Origin of the sequence: Micromonospora sp. M42 (genome assembly GCF_000568915.1) — a bacterium.
Lineage (GTDB): Bacteria > Actinomycetota > Actinomycetes > Mycobacteriales > Micromonosporaceae > Micromonospora > Micromonospora chalcea.
In genome coordinates, this window is record NZ_KK037233.1 from 3,494,670 (window position 1) to 3,516,972 (window position 22,303).

A 22,303-nucleotide genomic window follows, 5' to 3' on the forward strand; every position below is an offset into this window, starting at 1 on the left:
AAGAGCTATCAGTAAAAGTGGCGGGCCGCCAGTCGGGGCCGGGTGCGACGACGGCGGGGCACCCGGTTCCGCCCGGGTGTCCCGCCGTCGTCACGACGTCAGTACCAGCCTGAACTCTGCGACTTCTGCCAGGCGCCGCACGGGGTGTCGTACCGGCCCTTGATGTAGCCGAGACCCCACGTGATCTGGGTCGCCGGGTTCGTCTTCCAGTCGTCCGCGACCGAGGCCATCTTGCTGCCCGGCACGGCCTGCGGGATGCCGTAGGCCCCGGAGGAACTGTTGGACGCCTTCGGGTTCCAGCCGCTCTCCTTGGTCCAGAGCTTGTCCAGACACGGGAACTGGTCGATGCCGAAGCCCTTGTCGAGCATGACGGCGCAACCGATCTTCCGGTTGCCGCTGTACTCCGCGCACGAGGACGGGATCGGGCCGTCGTACGGCTTGATCTTCGTCTCGCTCTCCGCCGCCTCCCGTTCCTTCTTGCGGGTGGCGGCGGCCGCCTCGGCCTTCTTGGCCCGCTCGGCGGCCTCCTTCGCCGCCGCGGCGGCACGCAGCTTCGCCTGGTACTCGGCGGCACGCTGCCGGGACGAGTCCACGCGGTGGTCGGACAGCCGTTCGCGCTGGTACGCGTACTCCGCCTGGTCGACCTCCAGGCCGACCTGCGCGGTCAGGCCCTGCTGCTGGGTCTGGCGATCCTCGCCCAGATAGAAGCCGCCGGCCACGCCCACGGAGAGCAGTGCCACAGCGGCGGTGCGGGCGCCGAACCGGCTCCACAGCCGACTCACGAAGTTTCCCTTCGTCGGGGGCAGGGACGCGGCACGCGCGTGGCCTACCGGGCCGCGCCGAGGTGCCGCGAGCGCTCCGGTACCGGTGTGACTGCGGGGCGTACATGGCTCCCGAGTGGTCGGTGACGCTCGATGGACACCATTGCGCACAGTGAGGCCGGTGGGAAATGGCCGGGCCTAAAAGTGATCTGCGTCACCCTGAAAATCAGGATAAAGTGGGGCAAAAGCGGCGGTCAGCCGGGGATGTCCTCCAGTAGATCGGTGACCATAGCGGCGATCGGAGAACGCTCCGATCGGCTGAGCGTGACGTGCGCGAAGAGGGGATGCCCCTTCAGCGCCTCGATCACCGCCGTCACCCCGTCGTGCCGGCCGACCCGCAGATTGTCCCGCTGCGCCACGTCGTGGGTGAGCACCACCCGCGACCCCTGACCGATCCGGGACAGCACGGTGAGCAGGACGCCCCGCTCCAGCGACTGCGCCTCGTCGACGATGACGAACGCGTCGTGCAGGCTCCGGCCGCGGATGTGGGTCAGCGGCAGCACCTCCAGCAGCCCGCGCGAGGTGACCTCCTCCAGCACGTTCTCGTGCACCACCGAGCCGAGCGTGTCGAAGACGGCCTGCGCCCACGGCGACATCTTCTCCGACTCCGACCCGGGCAGGTAGCCGAGTTCCTGGCCGCCGACCGCGTACAGCGGACGGAACACGATCACCTTCTTGTGTCGGCGTCGCTCCATCACCGCCTCCAGGCCGGCGCAGAGCGCCAGCGCGGACTTGCCGGTGCCGGCCCGGCCACCGAGCGAGACGATGCCGATCGACTCGTCCAGCAGCAGGTCGAGCGCGACCCGCTGCTCCGCCGAGCGGCCGTGCACGCCGAACGCCTCCCGGTCGCCCCGGACCAGCCGGACCGTCTTGTCCGGCAGCACCCGGCCCAGCGCCGAGCCGCGCCCCGAGTGCAGCACCAGACCGGTGTGGCAGGGCAGGCCCGCCGCGGCGTCGACGTCGAGCGTCTCGCCCGCGTACAGCCGGCCGATCTCCTCCTCGGACAGGTCCAGGTCGGCCATGCCGGTCCAGGTCGGATCGCTGGCCTGGCCGTGGCGGTACTCGTCGGCGCGCAGGCCGACCGAGGCCGCCTTCACCCGCAGCGGCATGTCCTTGCTGACGAGCGTGACCTCACGCCCCTCGGCGGCCAGGTTGAGCGCCACGGACAGGATGCGCGCGTCGTTCGACTCGTTGCGGAAGCCGGGCGGCAGCACCCCGTCGTCGGTGTGGTTCAGCTCCACCCGCAGCGTGCCGCCCTGCTCGTTGGCGGGCACCGGCCGGTCCAGCCGGCCGTGCCGTACCCGCAGCTCGTCGAGCATGCGCAGCGACTGACGGGCGAACCAGCCCAGCTCGGGGTGGTGCCGCTTGCCCTCCAGTTCGGAGATGACCACCAGCGGCAGCACCACCTCGTGCTCGGCGAAGCGGTGGAACGCCGCCGGGTCGGAGAGGAGGACCGAGGTGTCCAGGACGAAGGCCGGGCCGGCTGGTCGGGGCTCCTCGGCCTCGACAGCGGCGCTGCGGCGGCTGCGGGTGGTCCGGCGGGTCTGGGCGGTCGAGGCCGGGGTCTGCTGCTCGGCTCCGGCGGGGGTACGGCGAGTGGTCACAGGCCTGCTCCGCGGATGGGCACCCGGCCACCCGAGTTCCGCCTCTTCCGGTGCCCGGAGGACACGGGGTCGGATGCGGGCCCCGTGTGCGAGGACGCAGGTCCGGGCTGTCCGGCTGGCCCGGGAAAACCCCGCGCCATGCCTAGACGCTAATCGCCGCGGGGCCGCGGGGCTAGAGGTGCGCGTGGATCATCGCGTGCCAGTCGCCGGACGTACACCTGTTCGGGTGACGGGCGGACCGGAACCGGCCGGGATGCATGCCCCCTGCGCGCATCCCGGCCGGTCGCCCACGGGCGGCACCGCGTCGCGGTGCGGGGCCTCAGCCCGGCCGCCGCGCCAGCGTGCCGGGCCCTCGGCCCGGCGCCGGCCGCGCCGAAACGACGATCCCGGTGTACGTGGTGCCCGCCCGCCCTACCGCGCCGAGCTGGGCGGTGGCGGTGACCCGGACGGCCGGGGCGGAGCCGGACCGCACGGCGACAGCGGCCGGTACGGCGGTGCCGGCGAACGGCACGGCCGAGCGCCCGGCCGACGTCACCACTGTCGCGCCGGGGGCGGACAGCGCCGAGGCGATCGCGGCCTGGGCATCTCGACGGCGACGGTTCCAGGCGCCCCGGTCACCGTCGAAGTAGCCCTGCCGGTAGCCGAACCGGTAGCCGATGCGGTAGCTCAGCTGCCCGTGCAGGCGACCGGCCGCGTAGCAGGTGGAGCCGAGCACCAGGACGAGCACCACGGCGAGAAAAGGGGTCATCGCTCGTCCATCCCGGGGAGTGGGTCGACCACCAGCAGGCGTTCCAGGTCGTCGGTGCTGACCTCCTCGACCAGCTCGACGCTGATCCGGCAGCCGTCGAGGATCACCTCGGCCACCGACGCCCGGCGGATCTCGCCGCCGGAGTCGTAGACCCGCACGCTCAGCTCGGGGCAGCCGAGGTGGGTACGCCAGGCGTCCCACTCCCCCCGGTCGCCGACGCTGAGTGAGAGATACCGGCACCCGCGGGCGAGATAGAGACGCCAGGGGGCGCTCAGCCCGGCGGACACGCCGTCCGCGATCAGCCCGAAGGCCTGGGCACGGGTCGCGAGCTCGGTCACGAGACCCCCTCGGCACCCGCGGAGTGACGCATGTGAGCACTCGTCGTCTCAAGCACGTGACACACCGTAAGTTGTCTCATGAGCGTGACAGTATCAGCTTTTCAGACCTTTGCCGCCGTACTCGTGTCCATCTATTCTGCCCAGGTGACACCCCTCAGGAGCAGCACTGGATCGTTTACCGGAAAACCGCGATCACCGTCACGTCAGCGTGACAGCAGCGTGCCGAGACCGCCCGACGGGACCGACTGGCCGTACCGTCACGGGGTGACCGAGACGGCCAACGCGCGGAAGATCGCCTTCGCCACCTTCGTCCGACGTGCGCTCGACGACGCGCGAGCGCTGCGGGCCTGGAGCGGCACCGAGGTCTCCCGGCGCACAGGCGTCTCCCGCCAGACCATCAACCGCTGGGTCCGCGGCGACTGGGCCAGCGACCCGGAGGCCGAGCGGGTGGTCGCCTTCTGCGAGGGCCTCGGGCTCGATCCGGCCGCCGCCTTCACCGCGCTCGGCTGGGACCGCGCCGCCGGCCCACGGGCCACGCCCACCCCACCTCCGATGGACCCGGACGTGGAGGCGCTGCTGCGCCGACTGGTCGACCCGACCGTGTCGGACGCGGAGAAGTTCCACATTCGAGAAACCATTCGTTACCTCGCATATCGCCCGACACTGCCGGGCGGTGTCCGAAATAGGGGGAAACAGGCCGGGTAGTTCCTCAGATGGCGAAAGAACGGAAGGTCAGACCCGATCGTTTCGCCTCGGGGACGGATCGGACCCGCTAGCGTCCACGTTTGTACTGCTAGGGGCTCGTCATCGGTGGGGGGACGGGACACAGCCGAACCCAGCCCTGCGGGACAGAAGGAGGGGTCTGTCCATGACCCTGAAATGGTTGGCAGTCGTGGTCGCGGTGGTGTCGCTGACATCGTGCGTGACCGGCAACGTGGTGGTCGGCGTACTGGACGGCGGGCAGCTTCCCCTGGTCGTCAACCTCTTCGCGCTCACCACGGCCGGCACCGCGGTGATCCTCGCCGTCGTCGCCGAGCTGCACGATCGTCTCAACGACCGGGTCAGCGCGCTCACCGAGTTCCTGGTGGCGCGGCTGAACGAGATCGAGGCGCACACCGGCGACCGCAACACCGGCTTCGTGGAGGGCTACCTGCTCAGCCACGGGCAGGAGGCGGCAGTGGTGCCGTTCGGGCGCCGGGGACGGGGAGCCGCCGAACGCTGATCCCCACGACGTTCCCACGTCACATCTCGGCCACGAATACGCCGCCCGGCGCGGGGTACGCTGACGCGCGTGCCGCCGTTGAATCTGGGCAACCAGCAGCCGAAGACCCCGTTGAACGCGGAGCACGCCTGGCGTGCGACCGCCGATCGCGCACGGGACGTCGTTCTCTTCTTCGACTTCGACGGCACGTTGGCGCCGGTCGACGACGACCCCACGGCCGTCCGGCCCGCGCCCAACGTGCTCACCGCGCTGGAGGCGCTCGCCCCGCACGTGCGGCGGATCGCCATCGTCTCCGCCCGGCCGGTGGACTTCCTCCGCGACCACCTCGGCGGCCTCGCCGGAATCGACCTGTACGGGCTGTACGGCCTGGAGCACAGCCACTCCGGCGGCGAGACGGTCACCGAGCCGGCCGCTCTGCCGTGGGTGCCCACCATGTCCGAGCTGGCCGAGCAGGCCCGCGCTGAGCTGCCGCCGGGCGCGCTGGTCGAGTACAAGCGGCTCTCCGTCGCGCTGCACTGGCGTACCGCCCCGCAGCTCGGTGAGCTGGTGCAGGAGTGGGGCCGGGCCCAGGCCGAGCGGCTTGGCCTGCGCGCCCAGCCGGGCCGGATGGTGCTGGAACTCAAGCCCCCCGTCGACCGGGACAAGGGCATGGTGATCGGCGAGACGGTCCGGGACGCCGGCGGCGCCTGGTACTTCGGTGACGACGTCTCCGACATCAAGGCGTTCGCCGCGCTGCGCGCCCGCGCCGCCGCCGACCCCGGCTTCCTCGGGGTCTGCGTCGCCGTGGCCAACCCGGAGACCGGGCACGAGGTGGCCGACGCCGCCGACCTGACCCTGGACTCCCCCGCCGCCCTGGCCGAGTTCCTCACCGACGCCCTGCGCCACCTGACCTGACCCGCTTTTCCGCGTCGATCTTGCACTTGCCGCCCCGACAAACGGGGACGAAAGCCGCGCACGCGGGGCCGGAAGTGCAAGATCGACGGGGAGGCGGCGGTCAGGTGCCGAATCGGCGCTGGCGGGTGGCGTAGGAGCGCAGGGCACGCAGGAAGTCGACCTTGCGGAAGTCGGGCCAGTTCAGCTCGCAGAAGTAGAACTCCGAGTGCGCGCTCTGCCAGAGCATGAAACCGGAGAGTCGCTGCTCGCCACTGGTCCGGATGATCAGATCCGGGTCCGGCAGCCCCTTGGTGTAGAGGTGCTCGGAGATGTGGTCGACGTCGAGCGAGGTGGCCAGCTCCTCGAGCGTGCCGCCGTTCGCAGCGTGCTCCGCCAGCAGCGAGCGGACCGCGTCGGCGATCTCGCGCCGCCCGCCGTACCCGACCGCGATGTTGACCTGAGCCCCGCCGTCGCGGTCCCGGGTGCGTTCCTCGGCGGCCTTGAGCGCGGCGGCGTGCTGCGCCGGCAACACGTCGAGCGCGCCGACCATCCGCAGCCGCCAGGGGTTGCCCTCCTCGGCCAGCTCGGTGGTGAGGTCCTCGATGATCTGGAGCAGTGGGTCCAGCTCGGCGGCCGGGCGGGAGAGGTTGTCGGTGGAGAGCAGCCACAGCGTGACGTGCCCGACACCGGCCGCGTCGCACCAGCGAAGCAGCTCCTTGATCCGCTCGGCGCCCATCCGGTGGCCGTCGTTCGGGTCGACGAAGCCCATCTCCCGGGCCCATCTGCGGTTGCCGTCGCACATCACGCCGACATGCGCGGGTACGGGCTTGCCCGCGAGCTTCGCCGTCAGCCGGCGCTCGTACACGGAGTAGAGGAGTTTCCGCAGAGTCATCACCTTGCAGGGTAGCGACCCGTGAGAAAGATCAGTGTCTCGGTGGCGTATCAGCCGACGGCGAGCCGGTCCGGCGCGGTCGCGGCACCTCAGCGGCGATTGCCGCGAGCGTGCGGGCGTCCAGCCGCCCGTCGCCGAGCCCCAGCTCCACCACGGTGCGGTAGACCCGCTCGTCGCGCCCGGCCGCGCCGACCACCGCGTCGACCACCCAGCGCCGACGCGCCAGCCAGGCCGCCGCCGAGCTGTGCCGCAGGTGGGTGCCGAGCCGGGCGCGCAGCGCGGCGGCGTACCCCCGGGCGGCCTCGGCCGGACTGCCGGCCGCCGCCGCGCCGGCCAGCGCCCCCGAGCGCAGCGCGTAGAAGATGCCCTCGCCGGTGAACGGGTTGATCAGCGACAGCGCGTCCCCGGCCAGCACCACCCGGCCCCGCCCGGGCGCCGGCCGGTGGGTGGACAGCGGCAGGTGGTGCGCGCGCAGGCCGGTCACCGTGGCCGGGTCGACTCCGGGCAGCAGCGCGGCCATCCGGTCCAGCAGGTGCGCGCGGCTGAGCGGCTCGCCGCGCAGCACCTCCCCGTACCCGACGTTCGCGCGACCGTCACCGATCGGAAAGACCCAGGCGTACGCGGGCCAGCGCGCCGCCGAGGTGACGATGAGCTGTTCGGGCGGCCCGGGCGGGGCCGGCGCGTAGCCCCGGATGGCGAGCGCCAGGTGCCGGTCCGGGTTGACCGGGTGCCCGAGCGCGCGCCGGACCACCGAACCGGCGCCGTCCGCGCCGACCAGCGCCCGCGCGGACAGCTCACCGTCGAGCACCACCCGGTCGGGAGCGATCTCCACCCGGCGTACGGTGTGCCGCCGCAACTCCGCGCCGGCCGCCACCGCCGCCGCCACCAGGCGTGCGTCGAACACCTGGCGGGGCACCGTGTACGCGGGCCGGGGCAGCGTCCGGGCGACGGTGCCGCCACCGGGTGCGACCAGGCGCAGCGCGGGCAGGGGCGGGTAGCCGTCGACGGCCCCGGTCACGCCCAGCTCGTCGAGGACGTCCAGCGCGTGCGCGGCGATGCCGTCCCCGCACGCCTTGTCGCGGGGGAAGTCGGACCGGTCCAGCAGCAGCACCCGCGCCGCCCCGGCCCGTCGTGCGCCGAGCGCGGCGGCCGCTCCCGCCGGCCCCGCCCCCACCACCACGACGTCCCACACCCCCTCATCCTCCCCCGCCGGCCCCCACCCCGGGCATCAACGGGACCGGGTGGCCCGGTACAGCGACCAGACGCAGAGGGCTGCCGCCGTGACCAGGGGGGCGCCGTCGCGGATCAGGCCGTCGGCGCCGAGCAGCCACCAGCACAGGGGCAGGTCGATCGCGAGGACGCCGAGGGTGACGGCCACCAGGCCCTTCCGCGCCCACGCCTTGTCGCGCAGCAGGAACGCGGTGCAGAACAGCACGGCGTAGCTGACCGCGATGCCGGCGCCGAACCAGAAGATCAATGCCGGTACGGCGGCGAGCCGCCCGTCCAGCACGGCGCCGGTCGCCACCAGCGCCGGCACCAGCATCAGCGGGCTGTAGGTGAACGCCGCGACCCGGGCGGTGAGCAGCCAGCCGTTCGCCTGCGGACGCTTCGGCGTCATCTCCCGCCAGGCGATCGTCCCGCCCTCGACGACCAGGCCCTTGCGGTGCCGGACCAGGTGCGCGCGGATCGCCTCGGAACGGTAGAGCAGCACCACCACGGCGACGCAGAGCGCGGTGAGCACGGCGAACCCGATCAGGCCGGGCAGCGCGGGCACCCCCTGCCGGGGCACGATCAGCCGCCCGACCGCGAAGATCGTGGTCACCGCCAGGATCAGCCCGAACGGCCGGGCGCCCACCCGGCCCTTGTTCACCTGCCCGATCAGCAGCAGGAAGCCGAGCGATCGGAGCATCGCCCAGCCGGTGCGTACGGCCAGACCGAACTCCTGCTCCGGGGCGTACCAGTAGTTGAGCAACTCGACCACGACGGTGGCCGCCGCGGTCACGGCGAGCAGCGTGGTCAGCGCCCGGACGGCGGACGGCCGCCGGACCTCGACAGGTTCAGCGGCCGTCCTCATGGCATCCGATGTTGCCCGGCGCGGGCAACAGGCACACCTGCTACTTCTGCGGCTCCGCGTCGAGGCGGGCGCGCAGCGCGTCCAGCTCGGCCCAGAGCACGCCGGGGAGCTTGTCCCCGAACTTCTCGAACCACTCGGTGACCAGCGGCAGCTCGTCGCGCCACTCGTCCGCGTCGACCTTCAGCGCGATCCGGACGTCCTCCGGGGTCATGTCCAGACCCTCGACGTCGAGCGCGTCCTGCGCCGGGACCATGCCGATCGGCGTCTCCACCGCCTCGGCCCGGCCCTCCAACCGCTCGATGACCCACTTGAGCACGCGGGAGTTCTCGCCGAAGCCCGGCCAGAGGAAGTTGCCCTCGGCGTCCTTGCGGAACCAGTTGACGTAGTAGATCTTGGGCAGCTTGGCCTCGTCGCCGTCCGCGCCCTTGCCCATCTCGATCCAGTGCCGGAAGTAGTCGCCGGCGTTGTAACCGATGAACGGCAGCATGGCCATCGGGTCACGACGCACCACGCCGACCGCGCCGGAGGCGGCGGCGGTGGTCTCCGAGGAGAGCGTGGCGCCCATGTAGACGCCGTGCACCCAGTCGCGGGCCTCGGTGACCAGCGGGATGGTGTCCCGCCGACGGCCGCCGAACAGGATCGCGTCGATCGGCACGCCGTTCGGGTCGTAGTAGTCGTCGGCCAGGATCGGGCACTGGGTGATCGGGGTGCAGAAGCGGCTGTTCGCGTGCGAGGAGAGGTTCTCGCTCTCCGGCGTCCAGTCGTTGCCCTTCCAGTCGATCAGGTGCGCCGGCGGCTCACCCATGCCCTCCCACCAGATGTCGCCGTCGTCGGTCAGCGCCACGTTGGTGAAGATGGAGTTGCCGCGGTCCAGCGTCCGCATGGCGTTGGCGTTGGTCTTCCAGTCGGTGCCAGGGGCGACACCGAACAGGCCGTACTCCGGGTTGATCGCGTAGAGGCGGCCGTCCTGGCCGAACCGCATCCAGGCGATGTCGTCGCCGATGGTCTCGACCTTCCAGCCCGGGATGGTCGGCTCCAGCATGGCGAGGTTGGTCTTGCCACAGGCGGACGGGAAGGCGCCGGCGATGTGGTAGACCTTGCCCTCCGGCGAGGTGATCTTGAGGATCAGCATGTGCTCGGCCAGCCAGCCCTCGTCGCGCCCCATCACGCTGGCGATACGCAGCGAGTAGCACTTCTTGCCCAGCAGCGAGTTGCCGCCGTAGCCGGAACCGAAGGACCAGATCTCCCGGGTCTCCGGGAAGTGCGAGATGTACTTCGTCTCGTTGCACGGCCAGGCCACGTCCTGCTGACCCGGGGCCAGCGGCGCGCCGATCGAGTGCAGCGCGTGCACGAAGTCGGCGTCGTCGCCCATCGCCTCCAGGATCGCCGACCCCATCCGGGTCATGATCCGCATGGAGGCGACCACGTACGGACTGTCGGTGATCTCCACGCCGAACATGGGGTTCTCGGCCTCGATCGGACCCATGCAGAACGGGATGACGTACATGGTGCGCCCGCGCATGCTGCCGCGGTACAGCTCCGTCATCGTCCGCTTCATCTCGGCCGGCGCCATCCAGTTGTTGGTGGGGCCGGCGTCCGCCTCGTCGACGGAGCAGATGAAGGTGCGCTCCTCCACCCGGGCGACGTCCGTGGGGTCGGTACGCGCGTAGAACGAGTTGGGCTTCTTCTCGGGATTCAGCCGGATGAGGGTGCCGTTTGAGACGAGCTCGTCGGTGAGGCGGCGCCACTCCTCATCAGACCCGTCCACCCAGACCACGCGGTCGGGGGTGGTCAGTTCCGCGACCTCACGTACCCAGGCCAGCAGCTTGGGGTGGGACGTCGGGGCCTGATCGATACCCCGAACAGCAGCCGGAGCAACCATGTCACTTCTCCTTGTGGTCGACGCTGACCGATCTATGGGGTGCACGAGTTCTGGCGGGCAAGTACGCCGCCTCGTGGAAACCTGGGATTGGGCTCAGCGTAAACCGGACTGCCTCGCCAGTCAGTGGGACTGGTTGTGAAGAACTGCACAAGGTACGGCCACGCTGCGGCTTCACGATCTGATACCCGCTTTCGCGCGCAGTTTCACGCAAATCCTGCGGTGAACCTTCGACGGCCCGCTCCGTCCCCGGAGTGACCGCGACGCCCGATCGCGGGGAAGCGTACGAACATGTCGTGAAAGACGATTCCGTGATGGGCTCCACAGATTCACACAGCGGGTTACCCTCTGCTCACGGACATCGAGAACGGGCGACAGATCCCCGACCCGGGCGGCCCGGCCGCGAGGGCCACGACGAAGCCGTCGTGGCCGACTCGCCGTTGCGGTCCGCCCGTGTACCCCACAACCGGTACTCTCGGCGGGTGGCCGCGACGATGACCGGGGACCAACCGGGGGCTCCGCAGACCCGTCGGGGTCCGATCGGAGCACTACTCGACCGTTTCGGTCACCTGATCCACGAGTTGAGCAAGTTCGCCACCGTCGGCGGCTTCGCCTTCGTGGTCGACTTCGTCCTCTTCAACTTCCTGTCCAGTGGCCGTGACATGCCGCCGCTCGCCGCGAAGACCATCTCCACGGTGATCGCGGCGACCGTCGCCTTCCTCGGCAACCGGTTCTGGACCTGGCGGCACCGGCAGCGCTCCAACCCGGCCCGGGAGTACGCGCTGTTCTTCTTCTTCAACGCGGTCGGTCTCGGTATCGCGGTGGCAAGTCTCGCGGTCAGCCACTACGGGCTGGGCGCGGTCTGGCCGGCGGTGTTCCAGACCCCACTGGCCGACAACATCGCCAGCTTCATCGTCGGCACCGGCCTCGGGACGCTCTTCCGGTTCTGGTCGTACCGACGGTTCGTCTTCGTCGACGCGGGAACACCACCCGTTCCGGCAACGAGCCACGACCGAGAGTCCGGGGCGTGACGAACCGCCCATCCCGACCCGCCGGGCCGAGCCGGCCCAGCCCACTGCCTAAGGTGTTCCGCATGCCTGGAGTCCGTCTGCTGCCCGAGCGCTGGCAGAAGTTCATCCACGAGGCGCTCAAATTCGGCATCGTCGGCGGCATCAACACCGTCATCAATTACGCGGTGTTCAATGCCCTGGCACTCACGGTTTTCCGCGACGGTCAGCTGAAAGCGACTGTGATCGCGACGATTGTCGCCACGATCACGTCGTATCTGATGAATCGTCACTGGACGTACCGGGATCGGCCGAAATCGGCACTCCGGCGGGAATACGTCCTGTTCTTCCTTTTCAACGGCGCCGGCCTGGTCATCGAACTCGGCGTCCTGGCCCTGGCCAAGTACGGCCTCGGCGTACACGGACTGCTGGCGCTGAACGTCGCCAAGACCATCGGTGTCCTGCTGGCGACGCTGTTCCGCTTCTGGTCCTACCGCACGTTCGTCTTCCAGCCGGTGCCCAAGCACGCCGAGGAGACCTGGCACTCGGTGCCGCGTGACGAGTGGGACAACGTCGCCGAGATGGACCCGGTGGCCGAGCTGGCCGAGTCGGTGAGCGAGCTGGAGGAGGAGGAACCTCCCCCGGGCGCCGGGCGACCCGACTACGCGCCGCCCCGGGGCCGTCCGGCACCTGCTGACGCCGGGCTCGGCGGCGCGCTCGGCGCCGACCTGGACGCCGAATTCGCCGCCGAACTCCAGCCCCGCCGCGCGCGCCGCTGACCGACGAAGAGGGCCGGCACCTCCGCTTCCGGGGGTGCCGGCCCTCTTCGGTCGGCGGCGCGGTCAGGGCTGGTCGCGCAGGGACTTGCCCTCGGCCATGTCGGCGAGGATCTCGCGCATCTCGTCGTCGCCCAGGCTGTGCTTGTCGTGGTGCGCCTCGACCAGCTCGTACAGCTTCGTCTGCACCCGGTCCACGCCCGGCACGTCGTGCAGCACCGACTGGCCGCGCTCACCCGCCGACTCGATGGTCAGCGTGCCGCAGCCGAGCAGCCGCTCCACGAAGCGCTGGTTCATGGCGTGGTCGTTGATCCGGGTCAACGGCAGGTCCCGCCGGTTGCGCGACAGCACCCCCTGCTGGAGCAGGACGCGCTCGTTTGTGAACAGGTAGTGCGTGGTGCGCCAGACCAGGAACGGCCACAGAGCCAGCCACAGCACCAGCGCCAGGGCGACCACCGCGAGGGCGTAGAGCGCGATGGTGCCGCCGCTGCCGTCGGGCAGCAGAATCCAGCCGGCGACGACCGCCGCGACGGCGAGCACGAGCACCAGGACCGGCCGGATCAGGGCCTTCCAGTGCGGGTGCAGGTGCAACACGACGTGCTCGTCCTCGGTGAGCACGTCTTCGGGGAACGCCACGGGGGAACCTCCTCGCAGAACAGGACGCGCTGACCGTAACCGGTCGGCGTATCCCGTCGGCATCGGCCGCGCGGGCGGCTGCCCGTGGTTGTTAAGAGGGGGCCCTTCCTCTACCGGAGGCGTTAAGAGGGGGCCCTTCCTTTCACCGCAGGTGCAGCACGTCTCCCGCGGCCAGCCGCAGCGTCTCGGCATTCGTCTCCACCAGGAGCTGCCCGTCGGCGTCCACCCCGGTCGCGGTGCCGTGCGCCTCGCTGCCGTCGGGCAGCAACACCCGAACCTGGCGACCGATGGTGGCGCACCCGGCCAGGTACGCCTCGCGCAGCCCACTGGCCTCCGCATCACCTCCGGCGTCACGCCAGCGCTCGTACCAGTCGGCGAGCGAGCGCAGCAGCGCCCGCAGCAGCGGGTCCCGGTCGGTGGCGGTGGCGCCGGCGAGCTGGAGCGAGGTGGCGGGCAGCCCGGTAGGGTTCTCCGGCAGCTCGTCGGCGCGCAGCGTCACGTTCAGCCCCACACCGACCACGATCGCGGGCGGCCTGTCGTTCTCCCCCGGCACCGCCTCGGCCAGCACGCCGGCGCACTTCGCGCCGTCCACCAGCAGGTCGTTGGGCCACTTCAGCCGCGCGTCCAGCTCGGCCAGCAGGCGTACCGCCTCGACCAGCGCGACACCGGCGAGCAGCGGCAGCCACCCGTACCCGGTGACCGGCACCGGCGCCCAGCCGCGCTCGGGGACCGCCTCGCCGGGCCGCAGCAGCACGCTCGTGGCGAGACCGGCGCGCGGCGGCGACTGCCAGACACGGCCCCGACGGCCCCGGCCGGAGGTCTGCCGCTCGGCGACCACCACCAGGCCCTCCGGCTCGCCGCCCCGCGCCGCGGCCACCGTGTCGGCGTTCGTCGAGCCGGTCTCGGCCAGCAACTCCAAGCGTCGCCAGGGCCCGTTCGGCGCGACCAGCGCGCGCCGCAGCCGGGCCGCGGAGAGCGGCGGTCGGTCCAGATCCGTGTACGGCGAGCCGGGCATCACGCCAGCCTACGGCCCGGATGAGGCGTACTGCACAGCCTCAGACACCTGAACCATCGTTATATTCCACGGGTGACTACCGAGACCGGGTTCAACATCCACACGACCGCCGGCAAGCTGGCGGACCTGGAGCGACGGCTCGACGAGGCGGTGCACGCCGGGTCGGCACGCGCGGTCGAGAAGCAGCACGCGCGGGGCAAGAAGACCGCCCGCGAGCGGATCGAGATGCTCCTCGACGAGGGATCGTTCGTCGAGCTGGACGAGTTCGCCCGGCACCGCTCGACCAACTTCGGGCTGGAGAAGACCCGCCCGTACGGGGACGGCGTGGTGACCGGCTACGGCACCGTGGACGGCCGGCAGGTCTGCGTCTTCTCGCAGGACTTCACCGTCTTCGGCGGCTCCCTCGGCGAGGTCTTCGGCGAGAAGATCGTCAAGCTGATGGACCTCGCGATGAAGATCGGGTGCCCGGTCGTCGGCATCAACGACTCCGGCGGCGCGCGGATCCAGGAGGGCGTCACGTCCCTCGGGCTCTACGGCGAGATCTTCTTCCGCAACGTGCGGGCCAGCGGCGTCATCCCGCAGATCTCGCTGATCATGGGCCCGTGCGCGGGCGGCGCCGTCTACTCCCCGGCGGTCACCGACTTCACCGTCATGGTCGACCAGACCTCGCACATGTTCATCACCGGCCCCGACGTGATCAAGACGGTCACCGGCGAGGACGTCGGCATGGAGGAGCTGGGCGGCGCCCGTACCCACAACACCCGCAGCGGCAACGCGCACTACCTCGGCACCGACGAGGAGGACGCGATCGAGTACGTCAAGGCGCTGCTGTCGTACCTGCCGTCGAACAACCTGGACGAGCCGCCGGTGTTCGACGCGCCCGCGATCCTCGACGTCACGGATGAGGACCGGGAGCTGGACACGCTGATCCCGGACTCGGCCAACCAGCCGTACGACATGCACCGGGTCATCGAGCACGTGCTCGACGACGGCGAGTTCCTCGAGGTGCAGCCGCTGTACGCGCAGAACATGGTGGTCGGTTTCGGTCGCGTCGAGGGGCGCCCGGTGGGCGTGGTGGCGAACCAGCCGATGCAGTTCGCCGGCACGCTCGACATCGCCGCGTCGGAGAAGGCGGCCCGGTTCGTGCGCACCTGCGACGCGTTCAACATCCCGGTGCTCACCTTCGTGGACGTGCCCGGCTTCCTGCCCGGCACCGGCCAGGAGTGGGACGGCATCATCCGGCGCGGCGCGAAGCTCATCTACGCGTACGCCGAGGCCACCGTCCCGAAGGTCACAGTCATCACCCGCAAGGCGTACGGCGGCGCGTACGACGTGATGGGCTCCAAGCACCTGGGCGCCGACCTGAACTTCGCCTGGCCGACCGCGCAGATCGCGGTGATGGGCGCGCAGGGCGCGGTGAACATCCTCTACCGCTCGGAGCTGGCGAACGCCGAGGACCCGGCCGCGGTCCGGGCCGAGAAGATCGCCGAGTACGAGGACACGCTCGCCAACCCGTACATCGCCGCCGAGCGCGGCTACGTGGACGGCGTGATCCCGCCGCACGAGACGCGCGTGCAGATCGTGCGGGCGCTGCGGGTGCTGCGGACCAAGCGCGAGACGCTGCCGCCGAAGAAGCACGGCAACATCCCGCTGTAGTACGTCGGGTGCCCCCGCCGCCTCGGTGGCGGGGGCACCGGCGTCAGCAGCCCGGGTTCGTGGCGCGGCACAGCCGCTCGGCCGCGACCCGGGCCAGGTCCCGCAGTGTCACCTCGTCGCCGCCCGGTCCGGTGCTCAGCACCGTGACGAGGTCACCGACCCGCACCACCACCTGCTCCTTCGGCGGGGTCCCGTCACCGAGCCGCGCCCCGGTGTCCAGCCGTCGGCCCTGCCCGACGGCGTGCCGCACGAGCACCGACTCGTCGCCGGCGAAGCCGCTGTCGACCGTCTGCCAGGAGTGGACGACCTCCGCCTGGACCCGCTTGCCCTTCAACTCCACCGGACCGGTGAACCGCCACGTGCGGCAGGGCGCGAGCAGCGCGGGCAGCTCGTCGAAGAGCCGCTCGCCGTCCCGCGGCGCCAGCCGGTGCACATCCTGCAAGACCACCGCCTGCGGGGCCGACTGGTCACCGGCGCCCGGCCGCTTCCGCAGAAGGGTCACCGACCGCGAGTAGCGGGACTTCACCCACTCCGTCCGCAGGCCCTGCTCCTGCCGGCAGACCTCCAGCATCTTGTCCAGCTGGATCTCCTCGTCGAGGCCGGAGTCGTTCCACGGCGTGGTGCCGGCCGGCCGCACGTCGGACGGTTGCAGCAGCGCCTCGGCGGGCACCTCCGTGGCGCTCCACGGTGTCGCCGACGGATTGGCGGCGACCGGGGCCCGCGCTGGTGAGGCGGCACGCCCGGAGGCCACGAACGCGGCCCCGGAGGTGAGTGCGAGCACCGCCACCGCCGCGGCGGCCACCGTGCGGCGGCTGCGGCGCCGGGCACGTGCCCGCAGCTCGGCCGGTTCCGCCCAGCGGACGTTGCGCAGGTCCCGCTGCATCACGTCGATGAACGCCAGGTCGTCGTCACGCATCGGCGGGCTCCTCCAGATCCACTACCGCGAGCAGTTCGGCCAGGGCGGCTCGGCCCCGGGACAGCCGGGCCTTGACGGTGCCGACCGGGGCCTCGGTCTCCCGGGCCACCTCGGCGACCGGCATGCCGAGCAGGTAGTACAGCGCGAGAGCGACGCGTTGCTCCTCGGGCAGCCGCCGCAACGCGGCCACCACCTCGACCGTGTCGGTGCTCGGCGCCGGCATGCTCTCCTCGGCGCCATGGCGCAGATAGGCGCGCGCCCGGCTGCGCAGGCTGCGCCAGCGGCTCACCGCGATCCGGCTCGCCACCACCCGCACCCATGCCTCCGGGTCGTCGTATCCGCGCACTGTGGACCACCGCTGCCAGGCCCGGATGTACGCCTCCTGCACGGCGTCCTGCGCCTCGGCGAGGTCGCCGGTGAGCACGTAGACGAAGCCGAGCAGCCGCTGTCGGCTGCCCCGGTAGAACTCGTCGAATCCGTCGACGTCCGGCACCTGCTACCTCCCGAGTGACGGTCGCAGGGGACACGCCTGGCGTGCCTGGTGCGGTTGCCCGCTCAGCCGATCATTTTCTCGAGTTCGCCGAGCGGGAAGCCGCCGGCCGGGATCCGGTCGCGGACGGCCCGGCGGACGGCGGTCTGCACCGCCGCGTTGGCCGGGGTGGGTACGCCGTGCAGGCGCCCGAGCAGCACGATCTCGCCGTTGAGGTGGTCGGTCTCGACCGAGCCCGCGCCCCGGGCCAGGCTCTGCCAGGTGGAACCGCCGGAGCGCTCCTCGCCGCCGACGGGCCGGTGCGACACCAGGTCACCGCGCTCGGCGGCCTCCTCCTCGACTGTGGTGTGCGCGATGCCAGCGGCGGCGAGCGCCGCCTCGCCCTCGGCGCGTACCCGCTTCGACAGGGCCTCGGGCACGTCCCGGCCGAGCAGCGCCTGGAGGCCGTTGCCGAGGTTGGCGAGCAGCTTGCCGTACTTCCAGCGCATCACGTCGTCGCGCACCGGCGCGACGAACCCGGCGGAGGTCAGGTCGGCGGCGACCGCCCGGCTGGTGTCGTCGGCGCCGCTCGGGTAGCGGCCGATGTGCAGCATGCCCGGGTGCGGATGCCCGTTGGCGACCACCAGGCCCGGTTCCAGGTGGGTGGCGGGCAGCCACACGCACACCGGGTGTACGCGGGCGAAGCGCCGCAGCGCGGCCGGCTCGTTCGCCACGCCGTTCTGGGCCAGCACGACCGGCAGCCGTTCGCCCGCCGTTCCGCCGCCCTCGACCGGCGCGTCCGCCCACGCCGTCAGCGCCGCCACGGTGTCCTGCGACTTCACGGTGAGCACCAGCACGGTGTCGGCCGGCAGGGGCGGGCCGTCCGGCCCGGCCACCGCCGGCAGCCGGCCGGTGACCTCCCGCTCCGGCGTGCGCAGCGTCAGACCCCGCTCCCGCAGCGCGTCCAGATGCGCGCCGCGGGCCACGAGCGTCACGTCGTGGCCGGCGTCGGCCAGGAGTACGCCGATGGTGCCGCCGACCGCGCCCGCTCCGATGATCACGTATCGCACGGGTCCGATTCTGCCCCTATGTGGCCTCGCCCGCCGGATACGCCGCTTGTCAGGCGGTGAGCCCCGCGTCGGCCAGGATCGGGCCGGCCAGCAGCAGCGCGCCGACCACCAGCGCCCCGACGCTGACCAGCAGGAACACGCCCACCCAGAACAGCGCCGGGAACGGCGTGAGTCGGGCGAGCTGGTCGGCGTCGGACTGCGGCATCCGGCCCCGGGCGCGTTGCCGGTGCAGCTCGAACACCGGTCGTACGCCGCCGAGCAGCAGGAACCAGACCGACGTCCAGGCGAACGCGGCCTGCACCTCGGGCGAGGTGTACCAGGAGACGGCGAGCACCACGCCGCCGGTGACAAGCAGCGAGAGCACGCCGAACAGGTTGCGGATCATCACCAGCATGGCGAGCAGCAGCGCCACCGCCAGCCACAGCAGCAACGTGATCCGGTTCCCGGCCAGCAGCCACGCGCCGCCGAGGCCGAGCAGCGACGGCGCGACGTACCCGGCGAGCAGCGTGAGGATCATCCCCGGCCCGGTGGGGCGGCCGGCGGAGAGCGTCAGCCCGGAGGTGTCCGAGTGCAGCCGGATGCCGTGCAGCCGGCGGCCGGTGAGCAGCGCGACGAGCGCGTGGCCGCCCTCGTGCGCGATGGTGACCGCGTTCCGGGCGATCCGCCACGGCAGCCGGGTGGCGACCACGGCGAGCGCGACCACGGCGGTGAGCACCACCAGCAGCGGCGGCGGGTCCGGCTGGGCGCTCATCAGCGTGTCCCAGAGCGTGGTGAGGCCGTCGATCAGGGGCATGGGCGGGGAGCCTACCGGCCCGAGCCGTGTCGTTCGACCGGCCGAGTCTCATAGAGTGTGAGACTGATCGGACGAGGCGCCGGAGCGGAGGTGAGGTCGGTGAGCGCAGCTCGCTTGGAGCCCTACAGCTCGCACGAGCAGGACGGCGACAGCCACTCGCTGCGGCTGCACCGGCTCGACGGCGCGCACTACGTCGAGGACGCGGTGGCCAAGGCGGGTGAGACGCTCAGTGTCACCGAGCCGTTCCGCTGGGCGATGGACCCGAGCGCGCTCCGCTGATCCGCAAACGACGCGCCACCTGGGCGAACGATGGGCGTCGATGAAAATTTCCTTGCTCCCTATTGCGATCTAGGGCACTAAGCTCCAAAGATGGGCGTCAATAGATGGACGTCCCTCTGGAGGCAACCATGGCCCGTACCAGACTCTCCGTACGCCGGCTCCTCGCTGCCGGCCTGGCCGCCGCCGCCACTGCGGCCGTGGCCCTCGTGGCGACCGCCGGACCGGCCGCCGCCGCGACCACGCCCGGGATCGACGTCTCCCGTTACCAGGGCAGCATCAACTGGACCAGCGTGCGCAACGCGGGCATCCAGTTCGCCTTCATCAAGGCCACCGAGGGCACGAGCTACAAGGACCCGAACTTCAACGCGAACTACGTCAACGCGTACAACGCCGGGGTGATCCGCGGGGCCTACCACTTCGCCCGGCCGAACATCTCCGCCGGTTCCACCCAGGCCAACTACCTGGCCAGCAACGGCGGCGCCTGGTCGGCCGACAGCCGTACGCTGCCCGCCGCGCTGGACCTGGAGGGCAACCCGTACAGCGGCGGCTACTGCTACGGCCTGAGCACCACCGGCATGCGCAACTGGGTCCAGGACTTCCTCAACACCTACCGCTCCCGCACCGGCCGGTACGCGGTCATCTACACCACGACGAGCTGGTGGAACCAGTGCACCGGCAGCTGGAGCGGCCCGTGGGCCAACCACCCGCTGTGGATCGCCCGCTGGGCCAGCTCGCCCGGCACCCTGCCGGCCGGTGCTCCGTTCTACAGCTTCTGGCAGTACACGAGCACCGGCTCCGTCTCCGGCATCAGCGGCAACGTGGACCGCAACTACTGGAACGGCGACCGCAGCCGGCTGATCGCCCTGGCCAACAACACCTGATCCACCGGCTTACGACAGTGGGACCGCCTCCGTGCGAGGCGGTCCCACTGTCGCGTCGTACGTGGCTCAGGCTCTGCGGCGCGCGGAGGCCGGCACGGGCGTCCGGCGCATCCAGCGCCACGCCGCCACACCCGCGATCGTGAGGGTCAGCACACCGAGGACCGCGACCGGCGCGGACAGGCCGGCGGCGATCAGGAGCAGCACGACGTCGCCGAGCGCAACGAGCATCCACAGTGCCAGCCGCGGGCCGGTGTCCCTGCGTCGGTAACCCATGTCGCGCCTCCTTCCGTCGTCGGAGGATTCATACCCCCGAGGACGGAAAGCCATGCGAGCGAGTTTCGTGACCGGCGGGATTCCCGGTCAGTTCTGACGGTCCGGCACGAAGCCCTTGGTGATGATCTCCCAGTTCGCCAGGTTGGCGTCCCAGTCCTTCGCCGGGACCTCCCAGCGCAGCGCGAAGCCCCGGTTGCTGGCGGTCGCCACACCACGGTTGCGGACGTGGAAGCGGGTGTCGCCGTTGCGCGTCTCCAGCCAGTCCCAGTCGGCGCAGGTGCGGAAGTAGGGGTCGCACTTGGTGATGCCGACCAGTTTGTAGTTGCGCACGAAGTTGCGCCGGCTCGACTCCTGGCTCTTCCAGTCCGCGTACGCGTCCTTCTTCGGGTTCGGCGTCCACTGGATGAACAGCACCCGCCGAGCGCCACCGACCTCATAGAGCACGACGTTGTCGCTGCGGACCCGCGCCTCGAAACCGTTCGGGATCGGCACCTTGAAGCCGTTCGGGCCGGTGTAGAGACGCCAGCCGGCCGGCAACGCGGCCCCGGACGCCGACGGGCTGGCCGACGGCGTGGGGCTGGCCGACGCACTGGTCGCCGGGGCGCTCGGGGACGCGCTCTCGCTCGCCGCGGGCGGCGGCGCCGCCGACGCGGAGGTGCCGGCCGTCGGCTGACCGCCGTCGCCGTCGTCACCGTTGTTCAGCAGCGGCACGGCCACCACCAGACCGACGAGCAGCAGCAGTACCAGCGCGCCGATCAGCAGGTTGCGCCGGTTGGGCGCGGACTTCTCGACCGGCAGCACCGTGGCCCGGCCGGTCGACTGCGCCTCCTGCACCGGAGCCGGGCTGACCGGTGCGGAGCCGGTCACGGCCGGGCTGACCGGCGCCGGGGCGTCGGTGACCGGCTCGCCGTCGAGCCGCGTCTCGTCCAGCGCCGGGTCGACGCCGTCGACAGGGGCCTCGTCGTCCACCCGGGTCTCGTCGGTCGACGGCGCCGGGTCGAGCTTGGTGGTCGGATCGGCGGCCGGCGGAGCCACCTTCGCCGTCGGGCCGGCGTCCGAGGTGGGCGCCGCCACCTTCGCTGTCGGGTCGACGGCCGCGGCCGTACCCCCGGTGGCGGCCCCGGAGACCGAGGTCGCCGCGCGCTCGGCCTGGTCGGCCGGGCGCGGCGCCGGCACCAGCGGCGGGCGCGGCACGCGTGGACCGTTCGGCCCCGGCCGGCGTACGCCGTCCAGCAGTGAAATGCCCTTGGCCCGGCGACCGGCGGCCTTGCGCAGCATGCGCTCCGCCACCTCGGCGGTGATCCGCTCGTCCGGGTCCTTGCGCAGCAGGCCCTGGAGCACCGGCTTGAGCGGCCCGGCGTTGCGCGGCGGCGGCAGCGGCTCGGTGGCGAGCGCCGCCAGCGTGGCGATCGCCGACGGACGCGCGTACGGCGACTTGCCCTCGACCGCCGCGTAGAGCGTGGCGCCGAGCGACCAGAGGTCGGCCTCCGGCCCGGCCGTGCCGTCCCGCGCACGCTCCGGCGAGATGTACGCGGGCGAACCGAGCACCATGCCGGTGCGCGTCACGTTCGGGTCGCCGGGGATCGTGGCCAGGCCGAAGTCGGTGAGCACCACGCGGCCGTCCTCGCCGAGCAGCACGTTGCCCGGCTTGACGTCGCGGTGCATGATGCCCGCCTTGTGCGCGGCCTTCAGCGCGTTCAGCACGCCGAGGCCGATCTCGACCGCCTTGGCCGACGAGACCGGACCGTCCTCGGCGATGGTGTCCTGCAACGACTTCGACGCCACGTACTCCATGACGATCCACGGATCGCCGTCGGTGCGCAGCACGTCGAAGATGCGGACCACGTTGACGTTGTTGAGCCGGGCGATCGCCCGCGCCTCCCGCAGCGAGCGCTCGCGCATCTCGCGGCGCTCCTCCGGGGTGAGGCCGGGCGGCGGGACCAGTTCCTTGATGGCCACGTCCCGGTGCAGCACCTCGTCCCGCGCCTTCCAGACGCGGCCCATGCCGCCCTGACCGAGCGGCGTGATAAGCCGGTACCGGTCGGCGACGAGTTGGGGGAGCGCGTTCGACATCGCAGAAA

At 71.7% G+C, this 22,303-nt stretch carries 24 protein-coding genes; 8 read left to right on the forward strand and 16 right to left on the reverse strand.

What is annotated here, in order from left to right:
- Positions 1–98 precede the first annotated feature (98 nt).
- The 4 genes from MCBG_RS15795 to MCBG_RS15810 form a co-directional block, all read right to left on the reverse strand.
- Positions 99–782, reverse strand: a complete 684-nt coding sequence (locus MCBG_RS15795) for an aggregation-promoting factor C-terminal-like domain-containing protein (RefSeq protein WP_043326625.1) — start codon at positions 780–782, stop codon at positions 99–101.
- Positions 783–1,015: 233 nt separating this feature from the next.
- The gene (locus tag MCBG_RS15800; RefSeq protein ID WP_043326627.1) at positions 1,016–2,425 is read right to left on the reverse strand and encodes a PhoH family protein; all 1,410 of its coding nucleotides are present in this window, start codon (positions 2,423–2,425) and stop codon (positions 1,016–1,018) included.
- Between the two features lie 319 nt (positions 2,426–2,744).
- The gene (locus tag MCBG_RS15805; protein WP_043326629.1) at positions 2,745–3,173 is read right to left on the reverse strand and encodes a hypothetical protein; all 429 of its coding nucleotides are present in this window, start codon (positions 3,171–3,173) and stop codon (positions 2,745–2,747) included.
- Positions 3,170–3,511, reverse strand: a complete 342-nt coding sequence (locus MCBG_RS15810; protein WP_043326632.1) for a hypothetical protein — start codon at positions 3,509–3,511, stop codon at positions 3,170–3,172. The genes MCBG_RS15805 and MCBG_RS15810 overlap by 4 nt, the downstream gene beginning before the upstream one ends.
- A gap of 264 nt (positions 3,512–3,775) precedes the next feature.
- On the opposite strand from MCBG_RS15810, the gene MCBG_RS15815 reads away from it, so the two are divergent.
- From MCBG_RS15815 to otsB, 3 genes are all read left to right on the forward strand, one after another.
- The gene (locus MCBG_RS15815) at positions 3,776–4,216 is read left to right on the forward strand and encodes a helix-turn-helix domain-containing protein (RefSeq protein ID WP_030501268.1); all 441 of its coding nucleotides are present in this window, start codon (positions 3,776–3,778) and stop codon (positions 4,214–4,216) included.
- 163 nt (positions 4,217–4,379) lie between these two features.
- Positions 4,380–4,733, forward strand: a complete 354-nt coding sequence (locus tag MCBG_RS15820; protein WP_013284062.1) for a hypothetical protein — start codon at positions 4,380–4,382, stop codon at positions 4,731–4,733.
- Between the two features lie 69 nt (positions 4,734–4,802).
- On the forward strand, positions 4,803–5,627 hold the full coding sequence (gene otsB / locus MCBG_RS15825; RefSeq protein ID WP_043326635.1) for a trehalose-phosphatase: 825 nt from the start codon (positions 4,803–4,805) through the stop codon (positions 5,625–5,627).
- 100 nt (positions 5,628–5,727) lie between these two features.
- Here the strand turns inward: otsB and MCBG_RS15830 are convergent, their stop codons facing one another.
- Genes MCBG_RS15830 through MCBG_RS15845 form a run of 4 tightly spaced genes read right to left on the reverse strand, consistent with a single transcriptional unit; the run spans position 5,728 to position 10,454 of the window.
- Positions 5,728–6,498, reverse strand: a complete 771-nt coding sequence (locus MCBG_RS15830) for an isoprenyl transferase (protein ID WP_043326637.1) — start codon at positions 6,496–6,498, stop codon at positions 5,728–5,730.
- Positions 6,499–6,529: 31 nt separating this feature from the next.
- Positions 6,530–7,690, reverse strand: coding sequence for a geranylgeranyl reductase family protein (locus MCBG_RS15835; protein WP_043326640.1), 1,161 nt, complete (start codon positions 7,688–7,690; stop codon positions 6,530–6,532).
- 36 nt (positions 7,691–7,726) lie between these two features.
- On the reverse strand, positions 7,727–8,572 hold the full coding sequence (locus MCBG_RS15840; RefSeq protein ID WP_043326642.1) for a hypothetical protein: 846 nt from the start codon (positions 8,570–8,572) through the stop codon (positions 7,727–7,729).
- 40 nt (positions 8,573–8,612) lie between these two features.
- Positions 8,613–10,454: a phosphoenolpyruvate carboxykinase (GTP) gene (locus MCBG_RS15845; RefSeq protein WP_043326644.1), complete on the reverse strand. Its 1,842-nt coding sequence runs from the start codon at positions 10,452–10,454 to the stop codon at positions 8,613–8,615.
- A gap of 491 nt (positions 10,455–10,945) precedes the next feature.
- Here MCBG_RS15845 and MCBG_RS15850 point away from each other — a divergent pair, with 491 nt between their 5' ends.
- Positions 10,946–11,482, forward strand: a complete 537-nt coding sequence (locus tag MCBG_RS15850; RefSeq protein ID WP_043330644.1) for a GtrA family protein — start codon at positions 10,946–10,948, stop codon at positions 11,480–11,482.
- A 62-nt stretch (positions 11,483–11,544) separates the two neighbouring features.
- Positions 11,545–12,237 (forward strand): GtrA family protein, encoded by a 693-nt coding sequence (locus MCBG_RS15855; protein ID WP_043326646.1) that lies wholly within the window; start codon positions 11,545–11,547, stop codon positions 12,235–12,237.
- A gap of 63 nt (positions 12,238–12,300) precedes the next feature.
- On the opposite strand, the gene MCBG_RS15860 is transcribed toward MCBG_RS15855, so the two are convergent.
- Both MCBG_RS15860 and MCBG_RS15865 read right to left on the reverse strand, forming a co-directional pair.
- Positions 12,301–12,870 carry a PH domain-containing protein gene (locus tag MCBG_RS15860; RefSeq protein WP_043326648.1) on the reverse strand — a complete coding sequence of 190 codons (570 nt, stop codon included), beginning with the start codon at positions 12,868–12,870 and terminating at the stop codon, positions 12,301–12,303.
- Between the two features lie 142 nt (positions 12,871–13,012).
- Positions 13,013–13,885 carry a biotin--[acetyl-CoA-carboxylase] ligase gene (locus tag MCBG_RS15865; RefSeq protein ID WP_043330645.1) on the reverse strand — a complete coding sequence of 291 codons (873 nt, stop codon included), beginning with the start codon at positions 13,883–13,885 and terminating at the stop codon, positions 13,013–13,015.
- A gap of 72 nt (positions 13,886–13,957) precedes the next feature.
- Between MCBG_RS15865 and MCBG_RS15870 the strand changes: the two genes are divergently transcribed.
- Positions 13,958–15,541: an acyl-CoA carboxylase subunit beta gene (locus MCBG_RS15870; RefSeq protein ID WP_043326650.1), complete on the forward strand. Its 1,584-nt coding sequence runs from the start codon at positions 13,958–13,960 to the stop codon at positions 15,539–15,541.
- A 43-nt stretch (positions 15,542–15,584) separates the two neighbouring features.
- Here MCBG_RS15870 and MCBG_RS15875 read toward each other — a convergent pair whose 3' ends face one another.
- From MCBG_RS15875 to MCBG_RS15890, 4 genes are all read right to left on the reverse strand, one after another.
- Positions 15,585–16,457, reverse strand: coding sequence for a hypothetical protein (locus MCBG_RS15875; RefSeq protein ID WP_043326653.1), 873 nt, complete (start codon positions 16,455–16,457; stop codon positions 15,585–15,587).
- Positions 16,450–16,950 carry a SigE family RNA polymerase sigma factor gene (locus MCBG_RS15880; protein ID WP_043326656.1) on the reverse strand — a complete coding sequence of 167 codons (501 nt, stop codon included), beginning with the start codon at positions 16,948–16,950 and terminating at the stop codon, positions 16,450–16,452. The genes MCBG_RS15875 and MCBG_RS15880 overlap by 8 nt, the downstream gene beginning before the upstream one ends.
- 62 nt (positions 16,951–17,012) lie before the next feature.
- Positions 17,013–17,996: a ketopantoate reductase family protein gene (locus MCBG_RS15885; protein ID WP_043326659.1), complete on the reverse strand. Its 984-nt coding sequence runs from the start codon at positions 17,994–17,996 to the stop codon at positions 17,013–17,015.
- A 49-nt stretch (positions 17,997–18,045) separates the two neighbouring features.
- A complete protein-coding gene (locus tag MCBG_RS15890) occupies positions 18,046–18,789 on the reverse strand; it encodes a M50 family metallopeptidase (RefSeq protein ID WP_043326662.1) in 744 nt (247 codons plus the stop codon).
- Between the two features lie 99 nt (positions 18,790–18,888).
- Here MCBG_RS15890 and MCBG_RS31805 point away from each other — a divergent pair, with 99 nt between their 5' ends.
- Together MCBG_RS31805 and MCBG_RS15900 are read left to right on the forward strand one after the other, a co-directional pair.
- Positions 18,889–19,068, forward strand: coding sequence for a hypothetical protein (locus MCBG_RS31805; protein WP_043326664.1), 180 nt, complete (start codon positions 18,889–18,891; stop codon positions 19,066–19,068).
- Between the two features lie 128 nt (positions 19,069–19,196).
- Positions 19,197–19,949, forward strand: coding sequence for a GH25 family lysozyme (locus MCBG_RS15900; RefSeq protein ID WP_043326667.1), 753 nt, complete (start codon positions 19,197–19,199; stop codon positions 19,947–19,949).
- 66 nt (positions 19,950–20,015) lie between these two features.
- Here the strand turns inward: MCBG_RS15900 and MCBG_RS15905 are convergent, their stop codons facing one another.
- Positions 20,016–20,222, reverse strand: a complete 207-nt coding sequence (locus tag MCBG_RS15905) for a hypothetical protein (RefSeq protein ID WP_043326669.1) — start codon at positions 20,220–20,222, stop codon at positions 20,016–20,018.
- Between the two features lie 87 nt (positions 20,223–20,309).
- Positions 20,310–22,295, reverse strand: coding sequence for a serine/threonine-protein kinase (locus tag MCBG_RS15910; RefSeq protein ID WP_043326670.1), 1,986 nt, complete (start codon positions 22,293–22,295; stop codon positions 20,310–20,312).
- Positions 22,296–22,303 lie beyond the last annotated feature (8 nt).

Coding starts and splice junctions, on each gene's coding strand:
- MCBG_RS15805 (WP_043326629.1), bottom strand. CDS start 3,173: ATGACCCCTTTTCTCGCCGTGGTGCTCGTCCTGGTGCTCGGCTCCACC.
- MCBG_RS15820 (WP_013284062.1), top strand. CDS start 4,380: ATGACCCTGAAATGGTTGGCAGTCGTGGTCGCGGTGGTGTCGCTGACA.
- MCBG_RS15830 (WP_043326637.1), bottom strand. CDS start 6,498: ATGACTCTGCGGAAACTCCTCTACTCCGTGTACGAGCGCCGGCTGACG.
- MCBG_RS15840 (WP_043326642.1), bottom strand. CDS start 8,572: ATGAGGACGGCCGCTGAACCTGTCGAGGTCCGGCGGCCGTCCGCCGTC.
- MCBG_RS15845 (WP_043326644.1), bottom strand. CDS start 10,454: ATGGTTGCTCCGGCTGCTGTTCGGGGTATCGATCAGGCCCCGACGTCC.
- MCBG_RS15850 (WP_043330644.1), top strand. CDS start 10,946: ATGACCGGGGACCAACCGGGGGCTCCGCAGACCCGTCGGGGTCCGATC.
- MCBG_RS15855 (WP_043326646.1), top strand. CDS start 11,545: ATGCCTGGAGTCCGTCTGCTGCCCGAGCGCTGGCAGAAGTTCATCCAC.
- MCBG_RS15865 (WP_043330645.1), bottom strand. CDS start 13,885: ATGCCCGGCTCGCCGTACACGGATCTGGACCGACCGCCGCTCTCCGCG.
- MCBG_RS15875 (WP_043326653.1), bottom strand. CDS start 16,457: ATGCGTGACGACGACCTGGCGTTCATCGACGTGATGCAGCGGGACCTG.
- MCBG_RS15890 (WP_043326662.1), bottom strand. CDS start 18,789: ATGCCCCTGATCGACGGCCTCACCACGCTCTGGGACACGCTGATGAGC.
- MCBG_RS15900 (WP_043326667.1), top strand. CDS start 19,197: ATGGCCCGTACCAGACTCTCCGTACGCCGGCTCCTCGCTGCCGGCCTG.
- MCBG_RS15905 (WP_043326669.1), bottom strand. CDS start 20,222: ATGGGTTACCGACGCAGGGACACCGGCCCGCGGCTGGCACTGTGGATG.
- MCBG_RS15910 (WP_043326670.1), bottom strand. CDS start 22,295: ATGTCGAACGCGCTCCCCCAACTCGTCGCCGACCGGTACCGGCTTATC.